This is a genomic window from Pseudomonas sp. (genome assembly GCF_050739995.1).
Lineage (GTDB): Bacteria > Pseudomonadota > Gammaproteobacteria > Pseudomonadales > Pseudomonadaceae > Aquipseudomonas.
In genome coordinates this window covers 1-2,933 of the sequence record NZ_JBOICG010000268.1, presented here as the reverse complement: position 1 = coordinate 2,933, position 2,933 = coordinate 1, and the positions used below count along the sequence as shown (strand labels likewise).

The 2,933-nt window shown below is 59.5% G+C and carries 3 protein-coding genes; 1 reads left to right on the top strand and 2 read right to left on the bottom strand.

Annotation, left to right across the window (positions count from 1 at the left end; genetic code table 11):
• Positions 1-707 (bottom strand): glycosyltransferase (locus tag ACRESD_RS09160; protein ID WP_431750621.1); only part of this gene is annotated, 707 nt, incomplete at its 3' end.
• Positions 708-761: 54 nt separating this feature from the next.
• Entirely contained in the window at positions 762-1,526 is a 765-nt protein-coding gene (gene cysZ / locus ACRESD_RS09155; protein WP_431750620.1) for a sulfate transporter CysZ, read from the bottom strand.
• Positions 1,527-1,808: 282 nt separating this feature from the next.
• Between cysZ and trxB the strand changes: the two genes are divergently transcribed.
• A complete protein-coding gene (gene trxB / locus ACRESD_RS09150; protein ID WP_248748556.1) occupies positions 1,809-2,771 on the top strand; it encodes a thioredoxin-disulfide reductase in 963 nt (320 codons plus the stop codon).
• Positions 2,772-2,933: the final 162 nt, after the last annotated feature.

Here is a 2,933-nt window from a genome sequence, read left to right as displayed (position 1 = left end):
GGATAGGTGTCTTGCAGCGTTTCAAAGCAGCGTTTGAGCAGCCCCAGGTTCTTTTCCTGAGCCAGGCGGCCCACATGCAGCACGGCGATTTGCTCACTGTTCAATGCCCAGCTCTCACGCAATGCGTTATCGCGTTTGGCCGGGTGGAACAGCTGGCTGTCGACCCCACGTGACAGCATCCCCAGGCGCTCGAAATGTCGGCGCTCCAGCTCCAGGCGTTGGCTGGCGCTCGGCACCAGGGTCAACGTCGAGCGGTTATGAAACCAGCGCAGATAATGGGTGACCATGCGGCTCAGCATGCTCAAGCCGTATTGGTTTGAATACTGTTGGAAGTTGGTGTGGAAACCACTGACCACACTGATGCCCAGGCGACGTGCCGCACGCAGGGCGGATAAGCCCAGCGGCCCTTCCGTGGCGATGTACAGCACGTCCGGGCGTTGGCGGGTCCAGCGTCGCAGCAATTTATGCATCGACGACTGGCCCCATTGCAGCCCCGGGTAACCCGGCAATGGCCAGCCGCGGCACAGCAGCAATTCGTCGTCGCTGGGGCGACTCTGGTCGGTGCCCTGGCGTGGACGTACCAGCTCGACTTGATGGCCACGCGCGCGCAAACCCTCACACAGGCGACCAAGGGTATTGGCCACCCCGTTGATTTCCGGCGGGAAGGTTTCGGTAATTAAGGTGATGTGAAGCGAGGCTGTCGTCATGACCCACAGTGTCACCGTGGGCCATGTCGTCATTGTGTCATTGGGATGATGGATTTATGACTTGGCCACATTTTGCCCTGCCATCGCCTCGGCGCCTTGCTCACGCACCCAGAACAACGTCGCCCCAGCCACTGCAGCCGGCATCATCAACAAATTGACCACAGGCACCAGTAACACCAGGTAGACGATGCCGCCGAAGCTCATGCTCTGCCAGCGCTTCTGGCGCAGCCACGCGAGCATCTCGTTCCAGCCCAGCTTGTGGTTATCGGCCGGGTAGTCGATGTACTGGATCGCCATCATCCACACCCCGAACAACAACCACAGCGGCGCCGCGATCAGGTTGACCACCGGGATGAACGACAGGATGAACAGGCCGATGGCGCGCGGCAGGAAGTAGCCCAGTTTACGCATCTCCCGGGCCAGGGTTCGCGGCACCATCGCGGCCAGCTCCCCCCAACTGAACGGCGGGAAATCATCGGTGCCACGTACCACCACTTCAACCTTCTCAGCGAGGAAGCCGTTGAACGGCGCCGCGATGATATTGGCGAGCATGGTGAAGGTAAAAAACACCATCAACACCACCAGCACCACAAAGAGGGGCCACAGGATGTAGCTGAGGAAACTCAACCAACTGGGCAGCGTCGGCATCAGGTTGTCGACCCACAGGCTGAACTGATGGCCGGCGAAATAGATCAAGCCGACGAACAGCACCAGATTGATCGCCAGCGGCAGCAGCACAAACAAGCGCAGGCCGGGGCTCAACACCAGTTTGAGGCCTTCACGCAGGTACTGCGGGCCGGAAAGGGCAGGGGCAGGCATGGAAAACTCCGAGCAAAAGGACGAACGCGCCGACCTTACCGACTTTGCACTTGAGGTGAAAGTGGCGACATCAGCAGTAACAAACACGTCGATCAACCGAGTCGACTGCATAGAGACCACCTATGAGCTGGATTGTTATTCCGTATTTCCTTAATCTTGCCCCCCTCGATACGCTGCACCCATTATTTTTCAGGGCCTGCGAGTTGAAGCCTTCCCCAAGTGCTTCGCGGTCCTTTTTTATTCCAGCCGTCTTGTTGTCTGGGCGGTCGATAGGAGTGAGTCATGTCTGATACCCGTCATTCGCGAGTGATTATTCTCGGTTCCGGCCCTGCCGGTTACAGCGCTGCCGTCTACGCTGCCCGGGCCAACCTCAAGCCGCTGCTGATCACCGGCATGCAGGCGGGCGGTCAGTTGACCACCACCACTGAAGTCGACAACTGGCCGGGCGACGTCCACGGCCTGACCGGCCCGGTGCTGATGGAGCGTATGAAAGAACACGCCGAGCGCTTTGAAACCGAGATCGTGTTCGACCACATCAACAAGGTCGACTTCTCCAAGAAGCCTTACAGCCTGACCGGTGACAGCGGTGTTTACACCTGTGACGCCCTGATCATCGCCACCGGTGCCAGCGCCCGCTACCTGGGCCTGCCGTCGGAAGAGGCGTTCATGGGCAAGGGCGTTTCCGCCTGCGCGACCTGCGACGGTTTCTTCTACCGCAACAAGCCGGTCGCCGTGGTCGGTGGTGGCAACACGGCCGTGGAAGAGGCTCTGTACCTGGCCAATATCGCCAGTACCGTGACCCTGGTTCACCGTCGTGAAACCTTCCGCGCCGAGAAAATCCTGATCGACAAGCTGCACGCCCGTGTGGCTGAAGGCAAGATCATCCTCAAGCTCAACGCGACCCTGGACGAAGTCCTGGGCGACAACATGGGTGTGACCGGTGCGCGCCTGAAGAACAACGACGGTAGCTTCGATGAGCTGAAAGTCGATGGCGTGTTCATCGCCATCGGCCACACGCCGAACACTTCGTTGTTCGAAGGCGTGCTGGAAGCCAAAGACGGCTACCTGATTGTACAGGGCGGCCGTGAAGGTAACGCCACTGCCACCAACATCGAAGGTATCTTCGCGGCGGGTGACGTGGCTGACCACGTGTACCGCCAGGCCATCACCTCGGCCGGTGCCGGTTGCATGGCGGCACTGGATGCCGAGCGTTACCTCGACGGCCTGAAGAACGCTTCGTTCTGAACCTGTTGAAATGAAAAAACCGGCTGAGAGGCCGGTTTTTTTTGTCCGCGATTTGGTCAGCGCGGCAGTCCAAATGTGGGAGCGGGCTTGCTCGCGAATGCAGTCTGTCAGTTGATGAATATGGCGACTGACACTACGCATTCGCGAGCAAGCCCGCTCCCA